The 23,681-nt window shown below is 71.0% G+C and carries 13 protein-coding genes and 1 riboswitch; of the genes, 8 read left to right on the top strand and 5 right to left on the bottom strand.

The window, feature by feature from the left end; translation table 11 throughout:
- Positions 1-118 precede the first annotated feature (118 nt).
- The 5 genes from ACIBAG_RS02985 to ACIBAG_RS02965 form a co-directional block, all read right to left on the bottom strand.
- A complete protein-coding gene (locus tag ACIBAG_RS02985; RefSeq protein ID WP_399100565.1) occupies positions 119-1,663 on the bottom strand; it encodes a caspase domain-containing protein in 1,545 nt (514 codons plus the stop codon).
- A gap of 10 nt (positions 1,664-1,673) precedes the next feature.
- Positions 1,674-1,979: a hypothetical protein gene (locus tag ACIBAG_RS02980; RefSeq protein ID WP_399100257.1), complete on the bottom strand. Its 306-nt coding sequence runs from the start codon at positions 1,977-1,979 to the stop codon at positions 1,674-1,676.
- A gap of 161 nt (positions 1,980-2,140) precedes the next feature.
- Positions 2,141-3,508, bottom strand: a complete 1,368-nt coding sequence (locus tag ACIBAG_RS02975) for a C40 family peptidase (RefSeq protein ID WP_399100255.1) — start codon at positions 3,506-3,508, stop codon at positions 2,141-2,143.
- A 56-nt stretch (positions 3,509-3,564) separates the two neighbouring features.
- Positions 3,565-3,737, bottom strand: a riboswitch (cyclic di-AMP (ydaO/yuaA leader).
- 142 nt (positions 3,738-3,879) lie between these two features.
- Entirely contained in the window at positions 3,880-4,938 is a 1,059-nt protein-coding gene (locus tag ACIBAG_RS02970; protein WP_399100253.1) for an NAD-dependent epimerase/dehydratase family protein, read from the bottom strand.
- Positions 4,939-5,375: 437 nt separating this feature from the next.
- Positions 5,376-9,056 carry a choice-of-anchor D domain-containing protein gene (locus tag ACIBAG_RS02965; RefSeq protein WP_399100251.1) on the bottom strand — a complete coding sequence of 1,227 codons (3,681 nt, stop codon included), beginning with the start codon at positions 9,054-9,056 and terminating at the stop codon, positions 5,376-5,378.
- A gap of 624 nt (positions 9,057-9,680) precedes the next feature.
- Here ACIBAG_RS02965 and ACIBAG_RS02960 point away from each other — a divergent pair.
- From ACIBAG_RS02960 to ACIBAG_RS02925, 8 genes are read left to right on the top strand one after another with little or no spacing between them, the layout of a single operon-like run.
- Complete coding sequence (locus ACIBAG_RS02960; protein WP_399100249.1) at positions 9,681-11,546, top strand: phage tail sheath family protein; 1,866 nt, start codon at positions 9,681-9,683, stop codon at positions 11,544-11,546.
- Positions 11,547-11,579: 33 nt separating this feature from the next.
- Positions 11,580-12,104 (top strand): phage tail protein, encoded by a 525-nt coding sequence (locus tag ACIBAG_RS02955; protein ID WP_004003113.1) that lies wholly within the window; start codon positions 11,580-11,582, stop codon positions 12,102-12,104.
- A 27-nt stretch (positions 12,105-12,131) separates the two neighbouring features.
- Positions 12,132-12,869 carry a hypothetical protein gene (locus ACIBAG_RS02950; protein WP_399100247.1) on the top strand — a complete coding sequence of 246 codons (738 nt, stop codon included), beginning with the start codon at positions 12,132-12,134 and terminating at the stop codon, positions 12,867-12,869.
- A complete protein-coding gene (locus tag ACIBAG_RS02945; RefSeq protein ID WP_399100245.1) occupies positions 12,862-13,608 on the top strand; it encodes a hypothetical protein in 747 nt (248 codons plus the stop codon). Before ACIBAG_RS02950 ends, ACIBAG_RS02945 begins: the two co-directional genes overlap by 8 nt.
- A gap of 33 nt (positions 13,609-13,641) precedes the next feature.
- A complete protein-coding gene (locus ACIBAG_RS02940) occupies positions 13,642-14,520 on the top strand; it encodes a DUF4255 domain-containing protein (protein WP_399100243.1) in 879 nt (292 codons plus the stop codon).
- 33 nt (positions 14,521-14,553) lie between these two features.
- Positions 14,554-16,548 (top strand): ATP-binding protein, encoded by a 1,995-nt coding sequence (locus ACIBAG_RS02935; RefSeq protein ID WP_399100241.1) that lies wholly within the window; start codon positions 14,554-14,556, stop codon positions 16,546-16,548.
- Positions 16,539-16,862 carry a hypothetical protein gene (locus ACIBAG_RS02930; protein WP_399100238.1) on the top strand — a complete coding sequence of 108 codons (324 nt, stop codon included), beginning with the start codon at positions 16,539-16,541 and terminating at the stop codon, positions 16,860-16,862. The genes ACIBAG_RS02935 and ACIBAG_RS02930 overlap by 10 nt, the downstream gene beginning before the upstream one ends.
- The gene (locus ACIBAG_RS02925) at positions 16,859-23,677 is read left to right on the top strand and encodes a DUF4157 domain-containing protein (RefSeq protein ID WP_399100236.1); all 6,819 of its coding nucleotides are present in this window, start codon (positions 16,859-16,861) and stop codon (positions 23,675-23,677) included. Before ACIBAG_RS02930 ends, ACIBAG_RS02925 begins: the two co-directional genes overlap by 4 nt.
- The last annotated feature ends 4 nt before the right edge of the window (positions 23,678-23,681 follow it).

The following is a 23,681-nucleotide window of genomic DNA, read 5'->3' as shown; positions in this document are numbered from 1 at the left end:
TAGTAGCGCGCTCTAGTGACAGGTACCATGCGGCCGCCCGAGGGTGATGTCAATGGGCTTGTCCGGACGTATCGACAAAGTCGAGGTGGTGGGGAGTCGGCAGCGGGGACGCCCTGGCTCAGCCCTGCTCCAGTACGAATGAGGTCTGTGCCTTCGTCAGCCCGGGCGCCCGTGCCTCCACCAGGTAGGTGCCTGCGGGCGCCGAGCTCGTCGAAGGGATACCGCATTCGGGGGCGCTGGGCTTGCGGTTCCACTCGACCGTCCGGGTCGCCCGGCCTTCGGCGGGTACCAGGACGAGGAGGCTGCCGGAGCCGTCCGGGCAGTCGGCGGAGGACCAGAGCGCGGCCTCGTCGCCTGCCTGAGTGACCGTGATGACGGTTTCCGCCGGGCCGAGATCCAGCTTGCAGTTCCTGCTGGAGGGATTCGTGGCGGTCAGCTTGAGTTGAGGATCCTCGCCGGGCTCATAGACGTTGTGGGTACTGCGCACCGTGAAATCCACGTCACTCGCGGTGCAATTGGGGAGGCTGAAGAGGGTCGGTGCCTCGGAATGGCTCTCTTCGGTGCCGGCGCTCGGAGATTTGGATCCGGATCCGGAAGGGCCGGCCGTGGCCGAGACATCGGTTCTGGTCTTGCTGGGTTTTTCGCCGTCATTCTTGTCGTTGCCGTTAAGGGAGGCCACGGCCCAGGCCGTTGCACCGAGCAGGCCGAGCAGTCCCAGCACGGAGAGTGGTCGTCGAGCACGCCGGATGCCGAATTTTCTGGTCGGCGCGGAAACACCGGCACCAACGCTCATAGCCGCGCTGTCGTACGTTGCCGCACGCGTGTTCGTGCCCGCGGAGGGGCGAGAGAGTCGCGTCGCCGGAGTCTTTGACACGGGCAGGAAGAAGAACCCGTCGGACGGGATGTCGGTGACGATTCGCAGCGTCTGCGGCTCGCCCCTCTTCCGATATGCGCGGTGCAGCTCTGTCATCCGGTCCTGAACCGCGTCCTTGAACTCGTCGAGGGCGAGCGGCGCGGTCGATGGCCGGGCGGAAAGGACATCCGACAGCGAACGCGAGAAAATGCTGAACGATTCCCCCGGTCCGACACCGGGCACCGCATCCACGGGCGACTCGTGTGTGCGCACGAACAGTGCGAGCTGCGCCGGCGAACAGGCGTATACGTAAGCCACCTTGCGCCGCAACGCCGCGCTGATCTTCTGGCGGCTCCACTGCCTGACCCCCGCCACGCCCATTGATTCCTGATCGATTCCCTCACGGCAGGCATCGATCAGGAAGACCACATGGGCGGCGGGAGTCTCGTCGAGGTGCTGACGCCAGTCGATCGGTACGCATCCCGACTCGAAGGGGTGTGTGTCCTCATCGATGTCCTCCGGTACGAGGTAGTCGCGCCCCCCGGCGTGCACGCCATGCCCGCTGAGCAGTACGAGCAGCGTGTCGCCCGGGCGTGCGCGCCTGAGGAAGCCGATGACCCGGGCGTTCACGTAGTTCGCCGAGATCTGCTTCCCGCCCTCCCGCGCGGCCAGGACCTGGACCTCGTCGAAACCGCGGTCTTCGAGGGCCGATCCGAGACGGGCAAGGTCGCCGGGGATGAAGGGGAGCGGCGAGACGCCGTGCATCTCGTAGTCACTGGCCCCGATGAGCAAAGCCCTGTGACGCCCCATCACGCGCCGGTCACTGCTTGAAGACCAGCACGATGCCGCGGCTGCTCTGCGCCTGCGCGGTACCGATGAACTGCACGCCACCGCTCGCCGTCACCTGAAAGGACAGGTGCGCCTCCCGCAGCGGCAGCGGGCCTCCTCGCGCAGCCGCCTCGCTGAACAGCTGCTGCAACGCGTCCACAGCCTCGGCAAGGTTCCTGCGCAGTGGCCCCAGGGGCACGTTCCGCAGTCTGACCTCGTCGTTTCCGCCGCTGCCGAACAGGCCCATGGAGTCGTCGTCATCCCGGAGCTCTTCGTCGTACGACACCCAGAAAGGCACCGCGGGTTCGTCGGATGGTGCGGCAGCTGATGTCACGGTTCCCCCTCGGCCTTCGCTCGCGAGCCAACTGTACGGAGGGGGAGCGCAGTTCATGTCCCGCGCGGGAAAATAGGGCCCCGAAGAAGTACGAGGCCCTTGTTCTCAGGCAGGTCGTATCACGGTCAGGCAGGTCGTATCACGCTGTGGATCTCCGACTCCCCGGCGAAGTGGATCGACTCCTCGCGTATGACCGCTCCCGGGCCGGGGGCGTGGATCATCATGCCGTTTCCGGAGTAGATGCCGACGTGCCCGGCGTGGAAGAGGACCAGGTCGCCGGGCTCGATGTAGGCGAGGGCGATGCCGCGGCCGGCGGTCGCCTGCTCCTGCGGGGTACGGGGGAGGGCGATGCCGGCGGCCTTCCAGGCGGCCTGGGTGAGGCCCCCGCCGTCGTACGCGTCCGGGCCCGTCGTGCCCCAGACGCAGGGCTTGCCGATCTGGGCGCGGGCGAAGTCGAGGGCCCGCACGGCTCGGGTGTCCTGGGGGGTGGGGGAGGCGGTGGCGGTGCTCGTGACGAGAGCCTGGCTCGTGACGAGAGCCTGGCTCGTGTCCAGGGTCTGGCTCGTGTAGAAGGGCCGGCCCGTGTCGGAGCGGGCCGCCGGGTCGGCCGGGACCGGGGTCAGGTCGGCCGGTCCCAGGTCCTGCAGGGCCTCCCAGCGTGTCTCGGCCGAGGGCTGGGACGGAGCGGGTGTGAGTGCCGTGCTCTGCTGGGTGATGTACGCGGAGAGCAGCTCGCGCGCCCGGTCGAGCTTGCGCTGGTTGTGCTCCTTGGTAGTCCGCAGTGCGGACCGCTGCTGCGGGTCCGCTGCCGAGCCGCCGGTGGGTTCGGCGGTCGGGGCGGGCAGGGCGAGGGCGGTCTGGGTGCTCAAGGCGCTCTGCGTGTCCAGGGCGCTCCAGTCGGTCTCCTGCGGTGCCTCCGGAGCGGGCGGCAGGGCGGCGACGGGGCCGGCGGTCAGCTCCCCCAGAGGCGCCCTCCCCGTGGCCGGCGCGGACGGCAGCTCGGCGACCGGCCCGGCGGGGAGCTCCAGGGCCGCGCGGCGGGAGGCTTCCCGTGCCCGGTCGGTGAGGTCCTCCGGCGTGCGCTCCGTCGGGCGTGTGGGGCGTGTCCCGGTGGGGCGGGCCGGTATTCGGTCGCTAGGCAGCGTCGCCGGGACGGTCGGGCCCACCTTCGAGCGGGCGGCGTCGAACCACTGCCGGGTGACGTTGTCGAGGGCGGGGTCGCCGCGCCTGCTCTCCTCGCCACGGGCCCCTGCGGCGGCTCCGCGCCCGGCGTCCCTCGGCCGGTCGGCGCGCTTGCGGGGTCCCGTCGCCGCCGCGCGGGTGGCGTTGAAGGTCCCCGTGTCGGACTCGGCCTGGTCGTAGAGGGAGCTGACCCGACGGCTGACCTCCTCGCGGCTCGGCGCCTCGTCCCTCGCCGAGGGGGCGGCGTTGGCCGTCTGGGCCAGCAGGGCCACAGAGGTGAGGGCCGCCGACGCGAGTGCGGAATTGCGCATGCCGGGGAGGCTCAATGCCCCCGGACGCGCGGTTCGTTCCGGCGCCATGGGCGACGTACTCCTTCCGTGCTCCGCCTACCGGGTTAGGTGACGGGTTCGGGCGGTTGTCCGGAAGGTGTGCCCTACGGCCCTTGCCTCGAAAGGCGGTTGGGCCGATTCACCCCAAGTTCGGTTGGGTCCCCGGCTCCAGTGGCCCCCGAGGGCGCACCGGACTCGGCGGAGGCCGCACGTCCCGGCGGGGATCGCCGGAGGTCGTCGTGCGGCCTGAGGCGTAACCTAACCAACTTGTGTGTCTCACGTGAAGGTTGACGTGTGAAATGTCCGATACGTTTTTGTGACCTTCGACGCTTGGGGTGGATCTCGGTCCTGGATCACTTCGCGGCGCGTTGGCTCCGCCACGCCTCGTAGTGATCCAGGAGCGTCTGCTCGATCGGGCGGTATGTGATGCCCAGTTCGTTCACGCTGCGGCTGTTGTCCACCCGGAAGCGGATGCCGAGGTGTTTGCGGATGTAGTCCTGGCTCAGCCCGAAGGCCGGTCCCAGGACGCGTACCGGCCAGTGCGGGAGCGCGGTGCGCGGGAGGCGGAGGTCACGGGGGTGCCGGGTCCGGATGATTCGGGACATCTCGTGGAAGGACGTCATGGCCGCGGCGGCGAGGATGTAGCGGCCCTTCGCGGCCGGGTTCTCCGCCGCTGCGATGTGCGCGTCGGCGACCTCGCGCACGTCCACCGTGGTGAAGCTGAAGTCCGGGGCGCCGTAGAAGAAGTAGCCCTTGAACAGTTCCTGAAGCAGGAACAGGCTGCCGGACTCCGAGGCGGGCGTGAGGGAGGGGCCCAGGATGAGGCCGGGATTGACCGACACCATCCGCCAGCGGCCCTGGGCGGCCTCCGCGTCCCACGCCGCGCGCTCCGCGACCGTCTTGGCGTAGTGGTAGGGGTTGTTCTCCACCGTGCTGGTGGTGTTGAAGTACCGCTCCGACAGCACGCCGTCGTCCATGGCCGCGACGTCCGCGTAATCGCCGAAGATCGCACCCACGGTCGAGGTGAGGACGAGCTGGTCGACCGTGTGCGTCCGCTCGATGGCCGCCAACACGTTGCGCGTGCCGAGCAGGGCCGGGTCGACCATCTCCCGGCGGCCGTCCTTGATCTTCTCCGGCACGCGGAAGGGCGATGCCACATGGAACACCACCCGGCAGCCGCTCATCGCCTCGTCGAACGCGCCCGGCGTCAGCAAGTCCGCCTCGAACAGCGACAGCCGGCCCGGATGCGCCTCCTGCATCAACCGCAGCGGCCGTACCTTCGCCGCGTCGGCCGTGCCGCGCACGGTGGCGTGGACGTCGTAGCCGCGCTCCAGCAGCCGTTGGACCAGATGACTGCCGACGAACCCGCTGCCACCGGTGACCAGCACAGGTGCCGACCCCTCTGCGCCCACCCTCACTCCTTCTGCCGTTCTCCCGTACGGAGGCCGGTCGATCACGGTAGCTGCGCTCCCTGTGCACGGCCAGGGGTACCGGGCGACCGACGCTCGGTCAGTCACCAGCGCGCAGGCGGAGTTCGTACTCCGGCTGGATCCTTCGCATGTACCCGGTGTCGTCACGGGAGCGCGCACCCCTGACTCCATGTACAGCCGGTGCAGCCGGTCGAGGGCGTCGTGGTGGAGTTCCAGTTCACGGGTGCGGCGCAGTCCGCCCTCGCGCGCCACGTACCGTGAAGTGTCCACCACCCAGGCCGTTTGGGGTCCAGTCGCAGCGGCTGCCCGGGAAAGGCCTCCACCAGCGCCTCGCCCCAGTCGTCGCCGACCGCCGGGCGGCCGTCGAGGGCCGGGTGCTCGGCCCACTTGTAGAAGAGGTGCGCGTCGAAGAACCCCGGTCACACCCCGGTGCCGAGCAGGGCGGCGGTGTGGGTCCGGCCCAAGCTGTCCGTCACGTGTACCTCGCCGGTGCGGGTGCCCTTCGCCGTCGGAAGGAAGATCACCCTGATTCGGCAGTAACCGTTCGGCCGCAGCGCACCGCACGAGTGGTCGTGGCGGAAGTCGCCGCTGACCGAGAGACTCTGGATCGTCAGTTCCGTGTTCCCGGTGTTGAACAGCAGGAGGTCCTGACGTGCGCTGAACGTGCCGACCGGCTGTGAACCGAACACCAGCCCCGGCGGGTCGAACGTCACCACGGTGCCGAGACCGGTGCCGGTCAGCGGCACCGAGAGGCCGGGCACGGGAGCCGCGCAACGTACGACGAGCTCGGCGTCCCGTGGGCCGATCGCCGTCGGCAGGAAGGTCACCTCGACCACGCAGGTTCCTCCTGGGGCCAACGGTCCGCCGGTGCAGCCCTGTTGGACCGTGTAGTCGCCCGCCGCGGCTCCCATGACCGCTGCCGAGGTCACGGTGATCGGACCGGTTCCGTTGTTGGTCAGGGTCACCTGCTGAGGCGCGGCCGCGGTGCCCACGCGCTGCGGCGGGAAGCCGACCGCGGTCGGGTCGGCCCCGCACACGGGCGCCGGGACGCCCGTGCCGGTGAGCGCGACGGTGCGGGGGCTGCCGGAGGCGTTGTCGGTGATCCGCAGCTCGGCGCTGCGGGCCCCGAGAACGCTCGGGGTGAACAGGACGGCGACCGTGCACGACCGCTCCGGTGGGATGGTCTCCCGCCGGCACCGGTCCTCGGTGACGCTGAAGTCACCCGCGTGCGGCCCCACGAGATCGACGGCACCGATCTCCAGATCGAGCACGCCCTCATTGCTCACCGTCAGTGTCCTGGGGAGCCCGTGGGTGGAGAGCGGCTGGTCGCCGAAGGCGAGTGCGCCGGGGTTCAGCAGCGTGATCGGGGCGGCCACGCCGGTGCCTTCCAGCGCTACGGCGACGGGGCCGTCCAGCGTGTCGGCGTCGACCACGAGCGTGCCGGCCAGCGGGCCGGAGTGTCCCGGGCTGAAGACGACGTCCAGTGTGAGAACCCCACCGGGTGGCAGGGCGGTGCCGGGCAGCGGTGTGGTGACACGCCACTCCCGGCTGACCGCGAGGCTGACCCGTGCCGCCGGGCGGGATCCGGTGTTGGTGACCGTGAGCCGTTGCGGCGGACTGACCGTCCGGATCGCCTGCGGGCCGAACGCCAGCCGGGCGGGCGCCACTTCGAGGCGCGGTCCCACTCCCACCGCGCTGATCCTGAGGGTGCGGCGGTCGGTGAACCTGGACGGCGCGGACGTATCACTCGTCTCCAGGACCAGCTCCGCCTGCGCCGGGCCGACGGTGCGCGGAGAGAACCAGACGAGGAAGGAGCGCGACGCACCCACCGGGACCAGGCGGTCCGACAGGACCACCGGCGCGCCGAAGCCCTTCGGGGCGCCGTCGTCGTCGATGAACAACTCGTCGATGACGGCGTCGATCGACCCCTCGTTGCGAACGATCACGGTCCGGGTCGCCGTGGCTCCGGCCTCGACCTCCCCGAACGCTACGTCCCGCCCGGAACCCGGCGGTACGAGCGCCACGGAGAAACCACGTACGTTCGCGCGCAGGTTCACATGGAAGCCGCCCAGGTCCGCGGCGTTGGTGTGGACCAGCAACGAACCGGTGTGGAGGCCCGTTTCGGTCGGGGTGAACCTCACCTCCAGCACCGCGAGACCACCTCGGGAAGCGGGCGACCCGGTGATGGTCACGTCCAGGTTCTTCTTCCTGCCGCGCGTGCCCGTCAGCGGTGAGTCGGGCTCGTCCTCGGTGCGGAAGTCCCCGGAGAATCCCTCCGAGGAGATGCTCAGCCCCCCGGTCCCGACGTTCTTGCAGAAGATCCGTGCCGTCCTGGTCCTGCCGATGTCGAAGGTCCCGAGGTCCCAGACGGGTTGGGGCACCTCCAGGACGTTGGTGCCCACCGGCAGGTCGGGCACGTCGGGGGCGGTCGCCGGGCGCCCGATGTAGACCTCGGCCAGGGGATACTCGGCCTGCAGCCGGACGAACCGGCCCACGGAGGGGGTGCCCTCCAGGTCGACGAGGAACAGCAGGTAGTAACCGGGCGGCGCCACCCGGCCGTTCGGTGGCATCAGGACGGTGATCGCGTCGTCCTCCCGCCGTGTGATGTGCAGGGCGACGAGTCGCTGGTCGGGATTGAACGCGTGGGTGGCCGAGCCGCAGCGGATCAGGTGCACGCGCAGGATCCTGGCCGCCTGGGGCGTGGGGACCCGGAACTCCTGGCCGTGTCCGGCACCCATCAGCAGCCTGCCGACAGCGGGGCGCGCAGCGGGCAAGACCTCCCCCGACGCGTCGCGAGTGAAGAGGTACGGCGGCGAGTAGATCTCGATCCGCAGCTCCCGCGCGTCTCCCTTCGACGGGTCGTCCTTGCGGACTCCGCCCTGATTGCGGTCGCTGTCGTGGTTGGAGCCGGCGATCCAGACCCGGCCGTCGGCCAGGAGCAGCGCCACCGAGTGATAGACCCGCGCGATCCGGTTGGGGGATTCGGCCAGCCTCTCCCAGGTGTCGGACTCCGGGACGTAGCGCTCCGCCCAGTGCACGGCGTCCCCGTCCCTGCCGCCGCCGAAGACGGGAAGGCGTTCCGAGGTCGCTCCGCCGACCACGAGGACCGAGGCGTCGGGCAGCAGGACGGCGTTGGCGTAGGCCCGGAACGGGTCGGGCCGCCGCTCTCCCGTGGGGCGCCAGCCCAGATGGGCGTTGTGGGGTTCGAAGAACTGGGGTCGGCGCTGGCCGCAGATGAGAATCCGGGCACCGTAGTGCGGTGGGACCAAGGGGAGCAGTACCGAAGGGAACGCGGCTCGGGCGTAGACGTTGAACGGCCAGAACGGGTCGCCGGCCTGCCCGGGGGACTGTCCTGGTGGAGGGGGGCCGAGGTCGGCGGTCGTCATGCGTGACGGGTCGATGTTTCTGGTCCTGCGGCGGCCGCCGACGCGCAGGGCCGTCGACGAGAAGATCCGCCCGTCGGGCAGCTGGTGCAGCCGCGGGTAGTACACCATGGGGCGGATCTCCTTCCCGAGGTAGTGGGTGACGCCGCCCGTCTCCTCCAGGGGAGGGGTGGTGACCCTGGGCTTCGACCACGTGCAGTCGGCCGGGTCGAAGATCTCGATGCCGGTGTTCTCGTGCGGCCCCTGGTCGTCTCCGTGGCCGCCGAGGACGAGGGCACGGCCGTCCGCGAGGGTGATGCAGGTCGGGTACCAGCGGCCTCCCGCCATGGGGTCGACCGAGCGCCAGCGCTCGCTGCGCCAGTCGAAGATGATGGCCGTGTCGGTCCCGGTGAAGTGGTCGACCTTCGCATGCTTTGGGTCGGCCTTGTCCTCGTAGTGCTCGGTCCCGCCCACGACCAGCACGTTGCCGCTGGGCAGCAGACAGTGACCGGCGCAGAAGAGGTCGTCCGTCAGGGGGCCGCCGGCCCGTTCCATCTGGCTGGTCGCCGGATTCCACAGCCGGGTGGCATTGATGACGCTCGCCGGATCCGGTGGCTTCTCGTCGTGCTCGGAGCCGCTGAAGCAGAGCACCTTGCCCGACGGCAGCAACGCGGCATGCACGGCGAGGATCTGGGTATTCGCCGTGACCAGTTCCCAACTTCCTTGTCCGGCAGGCATCTCGGCGCCTCACCCCGTCCCCCTGGCGGCTCCCCGTCGACACGCTAGCCGTGGTCCCGACGGGCTCACCAGGGTCCCTCGTGCGTAAAGCGCCTACGCCCATGGGGAGTTGCGGCCTCGGCCGCACGCATTGGGTGGGTTCGAGTCACCCGCGGGAAACCAGCCACTGCCGATTGTGTGCGACTCGGGGAGGCCGCATGGGTGTGCGACCAGTCGAACCGCAGGGTTGATGGTCTCAAGGTCGCGGCCGGGGGCCGTGCGGGATTCGGCGGCGACACCCCTGTGCGGGATCTGTGAACCACCTGGCCGGGGCGTGCAGGCGGGATGTGCGGATGCTGCGATGTGCCCTTCACCGAATCGCCTCCCGGGGTGGCCTGAAGGCGCCTTGCTCGGTCAACTTCGAACGCGTGAGGGTGTGTTGAGCACTTGAGCATCAGGAGTCACAAGCGTGTGCTGCTTGAGCCGTGCGGCCGACCGCCCACGGTGATGACGGGGGAACTGGTGCGGTGCACGTGATGGCGTCGCTCGTGTGAGTGGCGTTTTCGTGCGCCGGGTCGGGAATGCCTCCCTCTGCCATCTCTTGGTGCCTTTGTCCGGTACCCGAGACAGGGAGTAGGAGGGGGAATGCCGATGAGCGCGGTCAGCGCCGCCAAGCCGACGTATCCCGGCGTCTACGTAGAGGAACTTCCCAGCAGTACCCGCACCATCTCGACCCTGACCACGTCCGTGACCGCCTTCGTGGGTCACACCCGACGGGGTCCGCTCAACGAGGCGGTACGCGTCACCAGCTTCACGGAGTTCGAGCGCCGCTTCGGCGGCCTGAGCGCGCAGAGCGCCGTCGGCTACGCCGTCCACCAGTTCTTCGGCAACGGCGGCACCGTGGCGGTGATCGTCCGCGTCGCCAAGGCCGGCAGCGGCAAGGCCGCCTGCGTCACCCTCAAGTCCACCGAGGGCCACAGCGAGGGCCCGGTCCTCGAGGTCCACGCCAAGGAACCCGGCGTCTGGGGCAACGGCCTGCGCGTCGCCGTCGACCACGACACGCCGTGCCCCGACGAGACGTTCAACCTGCGCGTCTACGACGCCAAGGGCGACGCCCGCGAGAGCTTCACCGGTCTGTCCATGGACCCCTCGCACGGCCGCTACGCGCAGACCGTGATCAACGCGGGCTCCAAGCTGATCCGCGTCGAAGTGGTCGGCGAGGGCCGCCCCGACCCGTCCGGCACCGTCTCCAAGCCCTTCGGCGACGAACTCCCGAACCTCGAAGTCGACCTGACCGTCAAGATCGGCGAGGTCGAGCGCGAGTTCAAGCTCTACGACCCCGACTGCGACGGCGAAGCCCCGTGCTCGGTGGCCGAGTTGGCGCTGCTCCTGGAGCGCAAGCTGCGCGCCCTGCCCGACGCGCCCGGCAAGCACGCCTTCGCCGGCGCCGAGGTCACCGCTTTCGGCCGCCGTATCCAGGTCGTCGCCGGCTCCACCGACCCGGAGGACGTCGTCCGCTTCCTCGGCGAGTGCGCCAACGACCTCGGCCTGGAGGCCTCCGTCAACCCGCCGGTCTTCCCGCTGGAGGGCGGCGAGGACGGCGCGGCGCCCGGCCCGCGCGACCTCATCGGCTCCGAGGGCGACAAGAGCGGCATCCAGGCGCTGCGCGGCGTCGCCGACGTGAACCTGCTGGCGCTGCCGGAGCTCGCGGCGTACGAGAAGGTCGAGGACGCGCTCACGGTCATCTCGGCCGCCCAGCGGCTGTGCGCCGAGCGGCGGATCTTCCTGCTGGTCGACGCGCCGAGCACCTGGGTCAGCGTCGACACCGCACGCGCCGGGCTCGCCGCCTTCGACGCCGTGCGCGGCAACCACGCGGGTCTGTACTTCCCGCACCTGCAGCTCACCGACCCGCTCACGGGCCGGCTGCGCTCCTTCCCGCCCTCCGGAGCCGTCGCCGGCGTCATCGCCCGCACCGACTCCGAGCGCGGCGTGTGGAAGGCCCCGGCCGGCACCGAGGCGCGGCTCGCGGGCGTGCACTCGCTCACCGTCAACCTGACGGACCGCGAGACCGGCCTGCTCAACCCGCTCGGCGTCAACTGCCTGCGCACCTTCCCGGTGACCGGGCCGGTCGTCTGGGGTGCCCGCACGCTGGAGGGCTCGGACGCGCTCGACAGCGAGTGGAAGTACGTGCCCGTGCGACGGCTCGCGCTGCACGTCGAGGAGAGCCTGCAGCGCGGTCTGCAGTGGGTGGTCTTCGAACCCAACGACGAGAACCTGTGGCAGCAGATCCGGCTCGCCGCCTCCTCGTACCTGCACACGCTCTTCCGCCAGGGCGCCTTCAAGGGCGGCACCCCGCGCGAGGCGTACTTCGTCAAGTGCGACAGCGACACGACGACCGCCGAGGACATCGAGAACGGCATCGTCAACGTCCTCGTCGGCATCGCTCCGGTGCGGCCGGCGGAGTTCGTGATCGTCAAGATCCAGCAGACGTCCGGGCAGTTCGCGCTCTAGGCGCGGGGAATCGTGGAGAACTGAAGGAATCCGATGGCTGAGTTCACGGTCAACGCGCATCGCTTCGACCCCTACAAGAACTTCAAGTTCCTGGTCCTGTGGGACGGTCGCACGGTCGCCGGCATCAGCAAGATCAGTCCGCTCAAGCGGACGACGGAGGTCGTCAAGCACCGTCACGGTGGCGACCCCTCCTCCCCGCGCAAGTCGCCGGGCCGCTCCGAGTTCGAGGGCATCACCCTGGAGCGCGGGGTCACCCACGACCCCGAGTTCGACCGCTGGGCCAACAAGGTCTGGCAGGTCGGCGCGGGCCTCGGCTCCGAGGTGTCCCTCGCCGACTTCCGCAAGGACATAGTCATCCAGGTCCTCAACGAGGCCGGCCAGGTCGCCGTCTCGCACAAGCTGTACCGGACCTGGCCGAGCGAGTACCAGGTCCTCGGCGAGCTGGACGCCAACGCCAACGCGGTGGCCATCCAGTCGCTGAAGCTCGAGTGCGAGGGCTGGGAGCGGGACTACGAGGTGCCCGAGCCGGAGGAGCCGTCGTTCCTCAACCCCGCCTGAGCAGCGGGTAATTGAAGGGGGGACGAGATGGCGATCACCGGGGCGGCCGAACTGCTGGCCACCTGGGAGGCGGGCCTCGCCGAGGCGCCGACCGGGCGCGCCCTGCTGCTGCACCGCACGGCACGCCCGGACGTCGACGCCGCGAGCCTGCCGGTGCTGCCGGTGGGGGAGCGCGAGGCCGACCTGTTCGCGCTGCGCCGCGCCCTGTTCGGGGAGCGGATGCAGGTGCGGCTGGCGTGCTCGGCGTGCGGGGAGGACATGGAGTTCGACCTGGACGCCGGGGAGTTCGCGAGGTCGCTGGGCGGGCCCGGCACACCGGGTGACTCCGTGGTCCGTGTCCGACAGGACGGCTGGGACGTCGAGTTCCGGCTGCCCGGTGTCGCCGACCTTACGGCGGCGGCCCGGGCGGCGGACCCGCGCGCGGCCCTGCTCGCCCGGTGCCTCGTCTCGGCGGTGCGCGACGGGTCGGCCGTAGCCGCGGCCGACCTGCCCGTCCCGGTGCAGCGCCGGATCGCCCAGGCCGTCGAGGCCGCCGACCCGGGGGCCGACGTGACGCTCAACGTCGGCTGCCCGGAGTGCGGTGAGGCGACCCGGGCCGAGCTGGACATCGCCTCGTACCTCTGGACCGAACTGGACGCCTGGGCAAGGGACTTGCTGCTCGACGTCCATCTGCTCGCCACCTCGTACGGCTGGAGCGAGCCGGAGATCCTGGCGCTCAGCCCGCTGCGGCGCCGCTACTACCTGGAGCTGTGTGCGGATGTCTGACGCCGAAGGGGCGCCGGTTCCCGACTTCCTCGACCGGCTGATCGCCCGGCACACCCCGGCCGCCGCCGGACCCCGCCCGGGTGTGGTACGGGTACGTCCCCGGCTGCCCGGCCCGTTCGAACGCGTGGAGGCGGTACGGGCCATGGCACCCCAACCGGACGACGGGGCCGACCTGTTGTGGCCCTCCACCACGCCGTCGGACGTACGGCCCGCGGACGTGCCGCGTCCCGGTCCGCACGCCGCCCGGCCGCACACCGAGCGGGAGGGCACGGTCGTACGCACCGAGCGCACCCCGTCCGACCCGGCACCGCGGCCCGCCCCGAGGGCCCTGCCCGAGGCGCCGCTGCTGCGCCCCGTCGCACCGGTCGCGACGGATCCGCGTCCGCTGCCCGACGCCGGGCACCGGGCGGTGGGCCGGACCCGTCAGGAGCGGGACTCCACCCAGAGCGCGGCGCCCGTGCCCAACCCCCCGGGCAGGGGCGCCGCTTCCCCCGCCGCCGTGTCCACCCCCCTGCGGCCCAGCGCCGCGGACACGGCGGCGGCACGGGACGCCGTACGGCAGGCCGCGGCCCGGCGGCCCGGAAAGGCACCCGAGCAGGTGGTCCAGGTGCAGATCGGGCGGCTGGAGGTGACGGCGGGGCCGTCACCGTCCGGCGGGAGCCGGCAGCGGACGCCCGCGACGGGCCGTACGGGGGCGACCTTGAGCCTGGCCGAGTACCTGGCGCGAGGGCGGGAGTGACATGACGGAACGAGGAACCGAGGAACCGACTTCATGAGCAACGCACTCGCCATCGCCCATGTCACCCAGGCCCTCGCCCTGCTGCTCGAGAACAACGTGGGCCCGGAGTTCGGCGAGGCCGTCAAGGTCGAACCGCGCAAGCCGCCGGCGGAGCCGCCGGACCACCCCACCATCAACGTGTTTCTGTACCAGGTCACGCCCAACACGGCGATGCGCAACAACGACCTGCCCACCCGGGCCGCCGACGGCAAGCTGGTCAAGCGGCCGGCCGCCGCGCTGGACCTGCACTACCTGATCAGCGCGTACGGCGACGAGACGGAACTGGTCGGGCAGCGGCTGATCGGCACCGTCGTGCGCACCCTGCACGAGATCCCGATCCTGCCGAAGGACGTCGTCGAACAGGCCGGTGAACGCCCCTACCTGGCGGGCAGCGACCTCGCCGAGGCGGCACAGCGGGTGCGGTTCTCGCCGACGGTGATGGACATCGACGAGACGTCGAAGCTGTGGGGGATGCTCTACCAGACCCCGTACTCGCTGTCGGTGGTCTACCAGGCGTCCCTGATCTTCATCGACGGGCGCGAGACACCCGTGCCGGCGAAGCCGGTGGAGCGGCCCGAGGTCCGGGTGCTGCCGTTCGGTGCGCCGGGCGCGCCGGTCCCTCCGGGGGGTGAGCCGAGGCCTGAGAAGCCGTCGGCCGAGGCTCCCGCGAGCGAGGTTGCTCAGAGCCGACCTCCCGCTGGGAAGGGAAGCCCGGCCGCCGTCGAGAAGAAGGCCCCGGCCGGGGCCAAGAAAGCCGCGAAGGCCGTCGCCAAAACCCCGGCACGCGCCCGTAAGGCGGCCGCCCGCACGCCTCGGCCGGCACCCCCCGGCCCACGGAAGGCGGACGGCGTCGGCGAGAACACGGAGCAGTGACAGGGAATGCGAGCGACGGGGGCAGGTGAGGGCATGGGGACGAACGAGCCGGGCACACCGGGTACTTCGGCGACGGCGGACGGGCACGACGCCGACGTGACGCTGACCGCGGAGATCCGGCGTGTCCTGTCCCGCATCGACGCTCACGCGGCAGGCGTCGGCCAGGCGGAGGCGCCCGAGCCGGACGCCGCCGGCTCCACGAGCCCGGCCCCCCTGGCCGCGCCCGGTACCGCCCCCCTCGACGCCCTGGTCGGCTGCTTCGGCCTCACCACCTTCGAACGCGACCTGATCCTCCTCACCGCCGCCGACGAACTCGACCCCACGACGGCGGCGCGCTGCGCCGCGGCCGGCGGCGACCCGCAGCGGGCGTACCCGACCTTCTCCCTCGCCCTGGCCGCCCTCGCCGAACCGCACTGGAGCGCACTCACCCCCGTGGCGCCGCTGCGACGCTGGCGGATCGTGGAGCTGGACGACGAGTCGAGGCTGACGACCTCCCGACTCCGGCTCGACGAGCGGATCCTGCACTTCCTGCTGGGTTCCCCCTACCTGGACGCCCGTCTGCACGGCCGCCTGCGCCGCACCCCGGTGCCGGGACAGCTGCCGCCGTCGTACGACCTGGCCGCGAGCCGGGCCGCCGAGGGCTGGACGACGGGGGCGAGCCCGGACGCGCCGATGCTCGTCGAGGTGACCGGCGGTGACCTGCGCAGCCGGGCCGACATCGCCGCAGCGGCGGCCGCCCGGTCCGGCCTCGGGCTGTACGCCATGGGCGCCGAGGACATACCGACCGATCCCGCCGAGCGTGACCGGCTCGCCCGGCTCTGGCAGCGCGAGGCGATCCTCCTGCCCGCCGCCCTGCTCGTCGAGGTCGGCGAGCTGGACCGCGACCAGCGGGCGGCGACCGAGGCGTTCCTGGCCGGGGCCGCCGTACCGGTCGTCGTCTCCAGCGAGGACCCGCTGCGCACGGACCGGCCGCACGGCGCGCGGGTGGCCGTGCCGCGCATGGACGACGAGGAGCAGGTCGAGCTGTGGGCGCAGGCCTTCCAGCCCGTCGCCGACCTCGACGACGGTGAACTGCGCTCCCTGGTGGCGCAGTTCCAGCTTCCCCCGCATGTCGTACGCTCGGCCGCCGCCACCGTACGTCGCCGGTTGCCCTACGAGGACGAACTGGACGCGGCCCAACTCGCCTGGCGCGCCGGGCTGGAGGAGGCACGCGTCGGCATGGACGCCCTGGGCCGCCGGATCGAACCGGAGGCCGGCTGGGACGACCTGGTCCTGCACGAGCGGCAGACCAGCGTGCTGCGCGAGATCGTCGCGCACGTGCGGCAGCGGGCCACCGTCCACCAGGAGTGGGGCTTCGCCGGCACCCTGCGCCGCGGCCTCGGCGTCACCGCGATGTTCGCGGGCGGCTCCGGCACCGGCAAGACGCTGGCCGCCGAGGTCATGGCCAAGGAGCTCGGCCTCGACCTGTTCATCGTCGACCTCTCCCAGGTCGTCAGCAAGTACATCGGCGAGACCGAGAAGAACCTCCGCCGCGTCTTCGACGCCGCCGAACGAGGCGGCGCACTGCTCCTCTTCGACGAGGCCGACGCCCTGTTCGGCAAGCGCAGCGAGGTCAAGGACAGCCACGACCGGTACGCCAACCTCGAGGTCAGCTACCTGCTGATGCGGATGGAGGCCTACCGCGGCCTCGCCATCCTCACCACCAACATGAAGAAGGCCCTCGACACCGCCTTCATGCGCCGCATCCGCTTCGTCGTCGACTTCCCCTTCCCGGGCGAGCACGAACGCGCGGAGATCTGGCGCCGGGTGCTGCCGTCGCGGGCCCCGCTGAAGGACATCGACCCGGCGCTCCTCGCCCAACTGACCGTGGCCGGCGGCTCGATCCGCAACATCGCGCTGTCCGGAGCCTTCCTCGCCGCCGAGGAGGGCGACCGGCTGCAGATGCGGCACATGCTGGCGGCGGCGCGCACGGAGTACCTGAAGCTGGAGCGTTCCCTGACGCCGACGGAGGTCCGCGGATGGGTGTGAACAGGGAACCGGCGTCCCGGCCGGGCGCGGGCAGAGCGTCCGAGGAGCCCCGCGAGATCCGGGTGGAGATCGGCGAACTCGCCCTCCAGGGCTTCAGGGCCGACCCCGAGCGGGTCTCGGCCGCGTTCGAACAGGAGCTGACCCGCCTGGTGCGGGCGCACGGCGTCCCGCTGGCCGCCGACGGCGCTCTGGCGGTCGACGCGCTCACCGGCCTGCCGCCGCTGCCCGCCGGACTCTCCGCCCGCCGCCTCGGCCAGGAACTGGCCCGCGTCGTGCACGAAGGGCTCAGCGGCCACGGGGAGATGACGCGATGAGCAACTCCCAGTCCCAGGAGGCCCGTTCGGAGCAGTCGGCCGAACAGCGCCGCCGCAAGCGCAAGGAACGCGCCGCCAAGTCCCGCACGCCGGAACCCAAGGACATCGTCAGCGGCGCAGGCCAGCCCCTCGACCCCGGGGTACGACGGGAGCTGGAGGAGCGGCTCGGCCACGACCTCAGCCGCGTACGCCTGCACACCGACCGCGACGCCGGGCAGCTGACCGAGCTGCTCGGCGCGGACGCGGTCGCCGTCGGCCAGGACATCTTCTTCCGTGAGGGCGCCTTCAAGCCGGGCACGGACGAGGGCCGCCGCCTGCTCGCCCACGAGCTCCTGCACACCGTCCAGAACCCGCACGGCCTCGGCACCCTGCGCGCCGGGCGCGACCTGGGCGCGGTGAGCCTGCCGCAGCAGGCGATCGAGCGGGAGGCGGAATCGGCGGCGCGCGAGCTCGTGGCGCAGCCGGAGGCCGGGGCCGTCGAGCGGGCCGACGTCGAGCAGGACCAGGCCACCCCCGGATGGCTCCGGTACGCCACTGTCGACGCCGACCGCAACCGCGCCGAGGCGATCGACCCGGCGACCCTCGTCGACCGCCTCGCGAACTCGGTCGTCCGCTCCCTGCGCGGCGACCCCGAGGACCTCTCCCAGCGCACCCGCAAGCAACTCGCCAGGCTGCCTGGTGAGTTGCTCGACGGAGTCCTCATACGCCTGGAGAGCCGACTGCTCGCCCCGGAACACGACCGGGTGCTCGACCTCGTCGACGAGATCGAGGCCTACGACGACTACGCCGAGGGCGGACTCGAACGGGACGCGCACGACGCCCCCGAGATCGAGCCGGACACGGCCCAGGAGGTGCGGACCGAGCGCGAGAACGCGCTGCGGACGGCCGAGGAGCGGCGGACCGAGGAGGAGCGGCCGGGGGCGGCGCCCGGGCCGGAGAAGGAGCAGGCCGTCGAGGAGGGCGCGGCCGGGAGCACCCCGCGAAACGGCGGCACGCAGGAACACGGGACCACTCCGCAGGGCGGGGGTGCGCCCGGTGGGGCGGGGCAGCGGGCGCCAGGGGCTCAGGGATCCGGATCGGGCGGGGGCTCGGCGTCCGGTGGGGCCGCCTCGCGGGAGGAGCGGACCTCGTCCGCTTCCTCGGGGTCCGGCGGCGGACAGCAGCAGGGGGAGGACAAGTCCGCCGGACCGGCGTCGGGCAAGGGCTCCGCGGAGCCGGGCGGCAAGGACGAGTCCGGGGACGCGGCGGGCAAGGAGAAGGACAAGGGCGGCCAGGAGCAGACCGAGCGGCAGGACGCGGCCGCCGCGAGCAAGGAGGAGTCCGCGGCGAAGAACCGCCCGGGCGCGGCAGAGGCCGCGGTGGCCGGACGGCAGCTGAAACCGCAGGACAAGCGGGGGCAGCAGAAGGCGACCGGGTCGCCCACTGCGGCGGGCAAGGACACCCAGCTGCCCGGCAGGCTCAGCACGCTCGACGGCAAGCGCAACCAGGATCTCGCGGGCGTGGAGGAGGAGACCGACGACGACCCGTTCGGCTCCGGCAGCCAGTCGGAGGTCGAGGTCGGCGGCGAGGAGCCGAGCGCCTGGGACGTCAAGCTGCAGCCGGACGACTTCGTTCCGCAGCAGGACCCCGATGTGTCCGCCGTGCCGACCGCGGACAAGCTGGACCCGTCCGCGTCCGCCGCCCGGACGGCTCCGTCCTTCCCGGCCCCGTCCCCGACCAGGGCCGAGCAGATCCAGGCCGAGCGCGAGGCGGAGGACGCCGAGGACGAGGCGGCCGAGCCCGAGGAGGAGCCGGCCGACACCGCCGTGGAGCCGGAGTCTTCGGCCCCGGAGACCGAAGGCGGGCCCGACAGCGGCACCGGGCTGGGAGGTCTGGCGCTGCAGCAGGCCACCGCACAGTCCGCCGCGGCTACCAGGGACCCCAAGAGCGGCGACGACCCCAAGGCGGGACCGGTCGCCGCGCAGACCACGGTGCAGGACGCGCCGGGCAAGCAGGACGGGAAGTCCGAGGGCGGCGGTGCGGCCAAGGAGTCGGCCGACAAGGAGGAGAAGGGCACGACCGCGGCGGGCGACAAGGGCGGCGCCACGCCGGAGAAGGAGTCCCCGCAGGCGAAGGGCGCCCAGTCGGCGCAGAACGACGCCGGGGCGAAGGAAGCCGACGGGGGCGGCGGCGACGGTGGTGCAGCCGCGCAGCCCGGCGCGCAGGGGGAGCAGAGCGGCGGCCCCGCGCAGGAGCCGTCCTCCGTCGGGGGAGGCGCGACCGCAGCGCCCGGGGCATCCGACGGGGCGGCAGGAACCGGTACGACGAACTCGTCCGGGTCGTCCGGGACTTCGGGGGTCTCCGGTGCCGAGTCGGCCCGTGAGACGTCGGCACGGGAGAGCCGTACGGAGGAGCCTGCTCGTACGGAGACGCCGGCGGCACCGGTCCGGTCGGCGCCCGCGTCCGCACCCGCCGCGGCGGCGAAGTCGGAGCCGGCGTCGCCGAAGGCGGCTCCGGAGCCCCAGGCCGAGCGCGAGAGCGCCCCGGCACCGAAGGCCGCGCGCGGTGGCGGTGGTGGCGGCAGTGGTGGTGCCGGCGGAGGCGGCGGTGCTGCCCCGGCCCCCGGCAAGGGCAAGAAGGACTCCGCCCCGGTCCCCAACCTCTCCGGGGTCTCCCCGGAGGCCGGTCTGGCGACGGCCTCGAAGCTCAAGCCGCACAAGGCGCTTCAGGCCATGGGCGGGGTCGGCGGCGCGGTGGACCGCACGGTCGGCGACGAGCACAAGACGCTGGCCTCCGCACCTCCCTCGATGCAGCGCCCGGCGGGCGCGCCGCAGACTCTGCAGGGCAAGCCGAAGACGGACGCCCCGGCCGAGTACTCCCAGGACAAGCCGCAGGAAGCCCAGGCGCCGGAGCAGGAGAACGCGGAGGTCACCGGCGCCAAGGAGCCCGAGGGCCAGATCGAGGCGGAGAAGGCGGAGGAGCCCGGCGGCTGGGACACCTTCAAGATGGCCCTCGGCTTCGGCATCGGCAAGGTGGCGAGCTGGCTCGGCTTCGAGGTGGACCCGCAGGAGCTGGCCGCCAAGTTCGCCGGGCTGCCGACGAAGGACGAGGCGCTCAAGCAGGCCCAGGCGGGCAACGCGCCGGGCGTGGAGATGAAGGGCTCGGCGGAGCAGACGGCCGGCGAGCAGGACGGCCATGTCGATGCCAAGGGCCAGGAGACCGTCGCGACGGCGCGCGACGACGCGGGCCGGGGCATGGGCGAGGACCAGGTCTACCCCAACGCCCCCAAGGAGGAGCTGAGCGCTCAGGTCCCGGGGGCGCAGGGCGGCGAGGGCGTGGCGGTCGAGGGCGGCGGAGCGACCGGCGCCGTACCGCCGGAGGCGGCCTCCGAAGTGGCCGAGCACGAACAAGGGCCGCAGTTCCAGGCCGCGTTCAGCGACGGCCAGAAGGGCATGTCCGAGGGTCGGCAGGCCAAGGACCGGGACTTCCGTGACTCGCAGGCCAAGCACAAGCAGCAGGTCGACGCCGAGATCGCGAAGAACACCGACACGCAGGCCGGTGAGCGCGAGAAGGCGATGGGCGAGGTCACCGCCCAGCGCGAGGACTGGCGCACGCAGCAGGACGAGGAGCTCAAGAGCCTCGGCGACAAGAAGACCGAGCGGCACGACAAGGTCCGCAAGGACGTCGAGGACAAGGAAAAGCAGACCGACGACAACGTCGAGAAGGAGAAGGAGGGCAGCGACAAGAACATCCAGGACGAGAGCGAGAAGGCGGAGCGCGACGCGGAGAAACAGCGCGACGGAGCCGTCCAGGACTCGGGGAACTGGATCACCAAGGCCTTCGACTGGATCAAGCAGAAGGTCATCGAGATCAAGAACGCGATCGTCCGGGTCATCCGGGCGGCGCGGGACGCGGTCGTCGGCTTCATCAAGAACTTCAAGGACACGGTCGAGCGCTGGATCAACGAGGCGCGCAAGGGCATCGTCGAGGCGATCAAGAACCTCATCAAGGATCTGATCGAGTTCGCGGTGGCGATGGTGCGGGCGGTGATCGAACTGGCGGCCCGCATCCGCAAGTTCATCACGGACCTGATCGCAGCGGCGATCGCCCTCGTCAACCGCCTGGCCGAGGCGCTGAAGCAGGCGATCACCGACCTGCTGAACGCCATCGGCAAGCTCCTCAGCAGCATCCTGGACGTCCTGAAGAAGGCGCTCCTGGACGTGGTCAAGGCGATCGTGGCCGCGGTGAAGGCCGTGCTGGACTTCGCCTCCAAGCTGCTGGGCGCGCTCGGCGAGTTCATGCTCATCGCGGTCGACTTCCTCTCCGACCCCGGTGGCTGGCTGAGCGGCGCCAAGAACTCCGCCGTGGACGGCGCGAAGAACCACCTGTTCCGCGAGGTCAAGGCGGCAGTCAAGGACTGGTTCCAGTCCAAGATCCAGGAAATCATCGGGGTCCCGAAGGCCATCCTGGACAAGCTGATCAAGGGCGGCATCACCCTCGAACAGATCGTCAAGGAGACCTGGGACGCGATCGTCCCCCAGCTCCCTTTCATCATCGGCGAGATCGTCATCACGAAGGTCATCGCCAAGCTGATCCCGGGAGCGGGCTGGGTCATGGCCGTCATCGACGCCATCCGCACAGCCATCGGGGCCCTCGGCGAGATCCTGCGTGCGATGGGCGCGGTACTCGACTGGCTGAAGGCGGTGCGCAGGGGTGGTGCCGGCGTCCTCTTCGCGAAGGCGGTGGCGGCGGGCATCGTCGCCCTGCTCGAACTCGCCTATGAGGCGCTGCTGAGCGGCATCGGCAAGTACGTCGCGAAGGTCGGCCGCCGTTTCAAGGACATCGCGGCGAAGCTCGGCGGCAAGGGCAAGGGGGACAAGCCGGGCGGGGGCAAGAGGGCGGGGGCCGACGGGGCGGACGACAAGGGCGGCGACAGGAGGCCCCCGACCGACCCCGCGAAGAAGCCGGCCGACGACCCGAAGACCCGCACGGCCGCGACACCGAAGCCGGGCCAGGGCAAGGACGGCGCGCCGGGTAGGCCCAGGACCGAGGGCGACGCCAAGAAGCCCGTCCCCGCGACGAGCAAGGACAAGAACGGCAAGCCGAAGGACAAGGACGAGAAGCCGGACACCAGACCGACTCCGACACCGAAACCGAAGCCCAGGGCGGAACCCCCGGCCAAGCCGAAGCCCGAGCCGGACACGAAGCCGACGGGCAGCGATCCCAAGGCCCCGGACAGGCCGAAGGACGACAAGGACACCACGGGCAAGCCCAAGGACACCGACGGCAAGAACCCGGACAAGCCCAAGGACCAGGACCCGAGCAAGCCGAGGTCCGAGGACAAGGACGCTCCGGGCAGGCGGAAGCCCGACGCGGACCGGGACAAGGGTCGGGACAGGACGAAGGACAAGGACGGCGACGCGCCCGGCAAGCCGAAGAAGAAGGACGACGACGGCAAGCAGCCGAAGCGCGAGCACCAGGGCAAGGATTCGAAGAAGCCGAAGCGCGACAAGCACGAGGACGGGCAGCGGAAGGACAAGGACCCCAAGAAGGAGAAGCAGCAGAAGAAGGATCAGCGGAAGAAGGAAGAGGACTCGAAGGAGTCAAAGGACGAGCGGCTGGCCAAGATCCTGGCGCGTATTCGTCCTCGTATTCGGAGCATGCTGGCGCGTGGCACAACCGGTATACCGTTCCGGCTGTCGCTGAGTGCGATGCGCGTATGGTATCGACTCACTTCACTGGAAGCGGAAAAGTCGGGGTCCCAGCGCGACGTCCTGGCGAGGCTGAACCCGGAGGGCAATGCCGGATCCGCTTATGTGCCGACCGGGGACGAAATCCGTCGCATTATTCGGCTGGCCGTGACGGACGTCCTGCAGCTGCGGAGTGTGCGCAACGCGGCCCAGCGGATCACCAACGATGAAGTATTCCTCGCCGCTGACGACCGGGAGACGCGGGACATCCCGATCGAAGAGCTCCCCAACATCTCGCACGGGGCAGACTTCCCCGGTGCGGTTACGCACATGCTGGCCCGGGGGTCACACATTCCTCGCTCCATGATGGGATACACGATCGGTCGCGAGGACGAGAACGATCAGAGCAGGAACAGGAACGTCAGGCAACGAATATTTGACTGGCACGCCACGTCGCATGCCACCAACTCGGAAGTGAAGGGGATAACGTCCTATCCGGCTATCTTCGGAACGCTCAAGAACGTTTGGGAAAAGATATCGCGCCGTGTGAACCGGAAACTGAAGAGATCTGCCGACCTGGACCCGGATGCGGTCAGCGCGCTGAAGTCGCTGGATCTCAAGGACGCGACAATTGCTCAAATGATGCAGGAATTCCTCGAAACCGGGATGTGGTCCCCGGCCGTGACCAAGAAGGAGCGCGAGAAACTGGGGCGTGTCGTCTATCTGATGTACGTACGTGAGTCCGTGCGCGATCCCGAGAACGTGGCGCTCGCCCCCATGACCATCGACCTCATCGCTCGCGGACAGATGACCTTCGACGAGGCGTTCGCGGAGTTCGAAGGCGCTGACCGCCAGAGGGAATCACGCACGCGCAGAGGTGGGCGAGGCCGCTACCCGGCGTCGATGGAAGGCGCGGCGCCCGCCGCCAGGGGCCTGGTGGCGGAGGACAGGAACGAGCCTGTGCGGGTCGCCGAACACGGCAAGGAAGAGGACCGGCGTGAGCTGGAGGCCCGCAAGGTCGAACTGGTAACTCGATGGCTTGAGGTCCAACTAAGCTCCCGGGGGGAAGCCTGGGGCGCGACTCAGGCGGATGTCGTGGAATTCATCAAGAAGTTCATCCTCGAACATCACGGTCTGGTCGAGTAAGGAA

The sequence above is a fragment of the Streptomyces sp. NPDC051243 genome (assembly GCF_044455405.1).
Lineage (GTDB): Bacteria > Actinomycetota > Actinomycetes > Streptomycetales > Streptomycetaceae > Streptomyces.
The sequence above is the reverse complement of the archived record's forward strand: the minus strand, read 5'-3'. Positions and strand labels throughout refer to the sequence as shown.